The organism is Flavobacterium sp. (genome assembly GCF_023151265.1).
GTDB lineage: Bacteria > Bacteroidota > Bacteroidia > Flavobacteriales > Flavobacteriaceae > Flavobacterium.
Map to the genome: position 1 here is coordinate 1 of NZ_JAKLJH010000143.1, position 6,560 is coordinate 6,560.

The window sequence follows — 6,560 nt, forward strand, 5'->3', positions numbered from 1 at the left end:
TAATGTCCAAGGTGTTTTAATTCCTATGAAATAATTCGGTTTTATGGTTTTGAAATAATTACCTAAGAATGCAAAAAGCAAGCCGATAATTGCAAGTACAAAACTAGGATTACTTGTTTTCTGCTGTACACTATACAAAATAAAAACTGCTAAACCCGACATTAATAAAGTAAGAATCATTCGTAAATTATTCAATTTGTTGCCCATGTTTTGTAATTTTTGTTTTGGGTCAATAGAAGGAATAATTAGGAAAACAAAATAGGTGATTCCAACTAGCATGAATAATGTCACAACGAGTTCTTTTTTATCTCCATAACGATCAATTTCTCCGGCGCCATTCCAATGCATTGGAACTTTTTCTGGCAAACGATTCCAAATGTAAATTAGATAAACAAAAGGAATTAAAGCAATTGCTAAAAACGGAATTTCTTTTTTAAACTTTTCCATACTTTATTTTTTTAGGGTAATAATCCATTTTAAAATGTCGTCCACAATTGTAGTGTTTAAAGAATAGACTACAAATTGTCCTTTTTTTTCGCTCGTGACTAAATCAGCACGTTTTAAAATATCCAAATGATGCGAAATACTGGGTTTTGAAATATGAAATTGGTCCGCAATATCGCCAGCCGTCATTTCCTGTTTACGCAGCAATTCCAGAATATCTCTTCTGGTTTCGTCGTTTAAGGCTTTGAAAATTGCGTTCATACTTGTTTATATATTTAGACAAATATCTAAATATTATTTCAAATGGCAAAATGATTGAGTAAGTTATTTTTTATTCTGTTGCAAATTCTTTCCAGAATTTGATGATTTCTTTTAGTTCATCTTCAAGATTCTCAAAAGCTTTCGATGTACATTCAAATTTGTCTTTTAGTAGTATTATAGAGACACAATTTATCATTTTTATTGTTTTGAGAGAATTCATAACGGCAAGATTATTGTCATTTGAATCTTTATTTAGCGCACCAACACTATTCATTTGAATTAATGATATAAACTCAGAATGGGCATAATTTGAATATAGTTTGTATGAAGTTGAAAATATATTGGTTTTTAAAGTACTTTTATCTAATAATTCTGCCCAACTTTTTAATCTTGGTAAACCAAACTTATCAAGTTTCCATAAATGTTGTTGTTTTAAGTCTTTATAATAAACTGAAGATTCAATTTTATTTAATAAATTTTCCATCTCTTCTATTTCAGTATCTAGTTTTTCAGTTACGTGTTTTGCTAAATTTTGTCTTTTTTCGAAAAAATCTTGACGAGCTTTGTAACCTGAAAACCTATATATGTGTAATCTAAATAGTTTTTCTGTTTCTTCTAATTCATTGTAGAATAAATATTCAAGGGTTAGAAATGCTTCTATTATTGATCTAGTTAGAATGTTTATTGAGGGAAAGTCTAATAATTTTATCTTATCGTGATTATCTGTTATACTAACATTAATACCATTAATCAATTCCAAGATACTCCGTGTAGTTAAAAATATTTTTATTGAAAGAGTTTCTATAAAAACTTCGCCTTCTTTAAGCTCAGGTTTTGAATCATATATTGACTGAATTATTTTAACATAAGCTTGCGTTATCAACTTCATATCTTCAATTGTTTCATCCATGGAATCAATTTTAGAAGCTTCTTTTAAAGCTAAAAAAACTTTAGAGTTCATAACTTTTAATTTTAATTATTTATTGTGAATATTTACACTAATTAGCGTAATGACAAAACCATTCAAACTGCCAACTGTTACTGAACACTGACCACTTTCCTAATGCGCTTCCAACCAATTTTTACCCAATCCAATTTCTACATCTAACGGAACGGCCATTTTGAAAGCATTTTCCATTTCGTGTTTGATCATCGGTTGGATTTTTTCTAATTCGGAGTTATGTACGTCAAATACTAATTCGTCATGTACTTGCAATAGCATTTTTGATTTCCAATTTTCAGAAGTCAGTTTTTTGTGAATGTTAATCATCGCAATTTTGATAATATCGGCTGCCGAACCTTGAATTGGCGCATTTACCGCATTTCGTTCCGCACCACCACGAACAATCGCATTGGCTGAGTTGATGTCTTTCAAATAACGTCTTCTTCCTGAAATGGTTTCTACATAACCGTTTTCTCTTGCAAAATCCACTTGCGAAGTCATAAACGATTTTAATTTTGGATACGTTTGATAATACGCTTCAATTAAATCGGCACTTTCTTTTCTTGATAAGTTGGTTTGGTTACTCAATCCAAAAGCCGAAACGCCATAAATAATTCCAAAGTTTACGGTTTTCGCATGACTTCTTTGTTCTTTTGTTACTTCATCTAAAGGCACATTGAACACTTTTGCAGCCGTACTTTTGTGAATATCTTCGTGATTTTGAAAGGCTTTTATCATGTTTTCTTCACCGCATAAAGCAGCAATGATTCGCAATTCAATTTGAGAATAATCGGCAGAAAGTAAGGTGTAATTTTCATCACGCGCAATGAACGCTTTTCTAATTTGTCTTCCTCTTTCGGTACGAATTGGAATATTTTGCAAATTTGGATTATTCGAACTCAAACGACCAGTAGCCGCAACCGTTTGCATATAATCGGTATGCACTCTTCCTGTTTTTTTATCAACTTGATTAGGTAAAGCATCAATGTAAGTGCTTTGCAATTTCACCATTTGACGCCATTCTAAAATATCGCGTACAATTTGATGTTCGTTGGCTAAATAACTCAACACTTCTTCACCAGTTGCATACTGACCGGTTTTGGTTTTCTTTTGTTTCGCGCCACCAATTTTTAGTTTGTCGAATAAAATATCGCCCAACTGTTTTGGAGAAGCCAAATTGAATTTCTCACCCGCAGTTTCATAGATTTGTTGTTCGAAAGCATCGATTTCTTTTTGCATGTCAACCGACATACTTTTTAGAAATTCTACATCCAAACGAATGCCTTCTTTTTCCATATCGGCTAAGACTGGAACTAATGGAATTTCGATTTCGTCAAACAATTTTTTAGTCCCTACTTTTTCTAAAATCGGTTGGAAATGTTCTTTTAATTGGAAGGTAATGTCGGCATCTTCAGTAGCATATTCTTTAATGTCTTCCAAAGGGACATCACGCATTGTCAATTGATTTTTTCCTTTTTTACCAATTAACGTTTCAATCGATTTTGGAGCATATTTCAAATAGGTTTCCGACAATACATCCATATTATGACGCATATCTGGATTAATCAGATAATGTGCAATCATGGTGTCGAACAATTTTCCTTTGACTTGAATGTTGTAATTCGAAAGAATTTTCAAGTCGTATTTCATGTTCTGACCTATTTTCTCGATGTTTTCATTTTCGAAGAATGGTCGGAATTTTTCAATTAAAGTCTGTGCTTCTTCCTGATTTTCGGGAAACGGAACATAAAATCCTTTTCCTTTTTCGAAAGAGAACGACATTCCTACTAACTCGGCATTCAAAGCGTCAATTCCAGTAGTTTCAGTATCAAAACAAACAGAGGTTTGATTCAATAAATTCTGCATTAACAATTTTACTGGTAAATCGCCTTGAACGATTTGGTAGAAATGCGTTGTGTTTTCTAAAGTCGCATAATAGGAATGATTCGCAGTTGGTTCATCCGATTCATCACTAAAACCGAACAAATCAAATTGGTCTTCGTTTGATTTTTTTACTGGCGCTTTTTTTGTTGGTTGTTGAATTTCAGAAGTATTGCCATTGCTGTCAATTTCGTCATACTCTTTTCCAGAACCAAATAATTTATCAAACTGCGCTTTCATTTGGCGGAATTCTAATTCCTGAAACAAAGCATCGGTTTTCTCCACATCGGGTTTTGATAATTCATAATCGTCAGCATCAAAAGTCACCGGACAATCGAGTAGGATAGTGGCTAATTTTTTGGACAAAATTCCCAATTCTTTATTCGCTTCAATTTTATCTTTCATCGCACCTTTTAATTGATGCGTATTGGCTAATAAATTTTCTAAAGTACCGTATTCTGCTAAGAATTTTTTAGCTGTTTTTTCACCCACACCAGGCAATCCCGGAATATTATCGGCAGAATCGCCCATCATTCCTAGGAAATCAATCACTTGTTCTGGGCGCTCGATTTCAAATTTTTCTAAGACTTCTGGAATTCCCCAAATCTCGATGTCATTCCCCATTCGGGCAGGTTTGTACATGAAAATATTTTCCGAAACCAATTGCGCGAAATCCTTATCTGGCGTTACCATGAATACTTGAAAACCTTCTTTTTCGGCTTGTTTGGCTAATGTTCCAATTAAATCATCAGCTTCAAAACCTGCTTTTTCGATAATTGGAATGTGCATTGCCTTCAATAATTCTTGAATGTAGGGAACCGCAATTTTAATTGCTTCTGGAGTTTCGTCACGGTGTGCTTTGTATTCTTGATACATTTCAAAACGATAATCGCTTCCGCCTTTATCAAATGCTACGGCTAAATGATCTGGTTTTTCGCGTTTAATTACATCCATCAAAGAATTCATGAATCCCATAATGGCCGAAGTATCCATTCCTTTTGAATTGATACGAGGATTTTTTATAAAAGCATAATACCCACGAAATATAAGCGCGTAGGCATCAAGAAGAAAAAGACGTTTTTGTGACATTGTTCAGAATTTTCATTAAAAATGTAAAAGTACAATTCTTTGCTTAAAAAAACTTTGTTAAAATTCATTTAATGCAGCATCAATTTGCATAACTTGTTGCTTACTTTGCAAAAAAAAAGAGCTAATGATTCGTTGGATTGTTTTTTTAGTATTTGTTATCATTCTGGAAATCTATGCTTTTCAGGCGTTTAAGACTTTGATTAAATCGAGATGGTTTTTCGTTTTCTATTATGTAACATCTGCAATCGCTTTATTTTATATCGTTTATCAATTATATCATTTTGATAGAAGTGTAGGGCAAACACCAAAAACCATGATGACTATGGGTTTATTGTTGTTGTTATATGTGCCAAAATTATTATTGACGATTATTTTATTTGGAGAAGATATTGTTCGCTTTTTTGCTGGATTATTTGGTGTTATAACTAAAAGTGGTTCTGAAGGATTTTTACCTGAAAGAAGGCGATTTGTGAGTCAGATTGCTTTAGGAATTGCTGCTATTCCGTTTGCTTCTTTTTTATACGGAATTACCATTGGAAAATATAATTACAAAGTAATCAGACAAACGCTGTTTTTCCCTGATTTACCAGATGCTTTTGATGGAACTACGATTACTCATATTTCGGATGTTCACAGTGGAAGTTTTGATGATGCTGAGAAAATTCAATACGCAATTGATTTGATTAATGAGCAAAATTCGGATATGGTTTTGTTTACAGGTGATATTGTGAATACGCATGCAACTGAAATGGATCCATGGATTGATACTTTTAAAGGAATTTATAATCCGAAATTTGGAAAGTTTTCTGTTTTAGGAAACCATGATTATGGCGAATACATAGATTGGAAATCACAAACTGAAAAACAAGCTAATTTTGAAGGAATTAAAGCGATTCATGATAAAATTGATTTCAAATTGTTGTTGAATGAACACGTAAAAATCAAAAAAGGCAATCAAGAATTAGCAATCGTTGGAGTTGAAAACTGGGGAAGAAAATTTGGAGAACGTGGCGATTTGAATTTAGCTTCACAAGGTTTAAACAAAGAAGATTTCAAAATTGTAATGAGTCACGATCCAAGTCATTGGGATGAGAAAATTCAGCATGATGACAATCACTATCATTTAACGCTTTCGGGTCATACTCATGGGTTTCAATTTGGGATCGAAATTCCAGGTTGGGTAAAATGGAGTCCGGTACAATATGTTTACAAGCAATGGGCTGGATTGTATGAAAATGAAGGAAGATATATTTATGTAAATCGTGGTTTTGGCTTTCATGCTTATCCTGGTAGAGTAGGAATTATGCCCGAAATAACGGTTATTGAACTAAAAAAAGGAGAAAAAGTAGCGTAATTCAGTAAAAATGCTACATTTGTATATTATTTTCGTGTGAGAATTAATATTTTTGATACTAATAAATTGCAATTTATGTCAAAATTTGGAGAACTTATCGATGCTCAAGTACCTGTACTAATCGATTTCTTTACAGAGTGGAATGAACCTTCAGTAGCTATGAATGAAGTAATTCGTCATGTTGCAGCTGCTTTAGGAGACAAAGCGCGTGTAATTAAAATTGATGTGGATAAAAATCAGGAATTAGCTGAGGCGCTTCGTATTAAAGGCTTACCTACTTTAATGATTTATAAAGAAGGTCAAATGGTATGGAGACAAAGCGGTGAACTTGATGCCAACACTTTGATTTCTTTAGTGCAAGAACAAGCCTAGGAAATCACATCGAAAACAAATCCCTTATTTTTTAAAATTTGTATTGCTTTTGGCAGTGCATATTTCAGATTTTTTTCTGCTTTTAAACTATCGTGAAATACGATAATGCTTCCTTGTTCTGTATTTGAAATTACATTTTCTAAGCATTTTTCTACTGAAATGGTTGAGTCAAAATCATAACTCAATACATCCCACATAATTATTTTGTATCCTAAT

Annotated in this window: 6 protein-coding genes and 1 pseudogene; 2 read left to right on the forward strand and 5 right to left on the reverse strand. The window is 32.8% G+C overall.

All coding sequences use genetic code 11. The annotated features are described in order from the left end of the window. The 4 genes from L6Q46_RS11755 to polA all read right to left on the reverse strand — a co-directional run. The coding region (locus L6Q46_RS11755; RefSeq protein WP_291284462.1) for a DUF1648 domain-containing protein at window positions 1-447 on the reverse strand (447 nt) is incomplete at its 3' end. Window positions 448-450: 3 nt separating this feature from the next. Beyond that, on the reverse strand, window positions 451-705 hold the full coding sequence (locus L6Q46_RS11760; RefSeq protein ID WP_111566189.1) for an autorepressor SdpR family transcription factor: 255 nt from the start codon (window positions 703-705) through the stop codon (window positions 451-453). 70 nt (window positions 706-775) lie between these two features. Beyond that, complete coding sequence (locus L6Q46_RS11765; RefSeq protein WP_291284463.1) at window positions 776-1,666, reverse strand: DUF5677 domain-containing protein; 891 nt, start codon at window positions 1,664-1,666, stop codon at window positions 776-778. Between the two features lie 99 nt (window positions 1,667-1,765). Then, a complete protein-coding gene (polA, locus tag L6Q46_RS11770; protein WP_291284464.1) occupies window positions 1,766-4,618 on the reverse strand; it encodes a DNA polymerase I in 2,853 nt (950 codons plus the stop codon). Window positions 4,619-4,742: 124 nt separating this feature from the next. Between polA and L6Q46_RS11775 the strand changes: the two genes are divergently transcribed. Together L6Q46_RS11775 and L6Q46_RS11780 are read left to right on the forward strand one after the other, a co-directional pair. Beyond that, on the forward strand, window positions 4,743-5,972 hold the full coding sequence (locus tag L6Q46_RS11775; protein WP_291284465.1) for a metallophosphoesterase: 1,230 nt from the start codon (window positions 4,743-4,745) through the stop codon (window positions 5,970-5,972). A 75-nt stretch (window positions 5,973-6,047) separates the two neighbouring features. Further along, window positions 6,048-6,344 carry a thioredoxin family protein gene (locus L6Q46_RS11780; protein ID WP_026724375.1) on the forward strand — a complete coding sequence of 99 codons (297 nt, stop codon included), beginning with the start codon at window positions 6,048-6,050 and terminating at the stop codon, window positions 6,342-6,344. On the opposite strand, the pseudogene L6Q46_RS11785 reads toward L6Q46_RS11780, so the two are convergent. Further along, window positions 6,341-6,560, reverse strand: a pseudogene (locus L6Q46_RS11785) (polysaccharide deacetylase family protein); the annotation flags it as partial. The gene L6Q46_RS11780 and the pseudogene L6Q46_RS11785 sit on opposite strands and share 4 nt — an antisense overlap.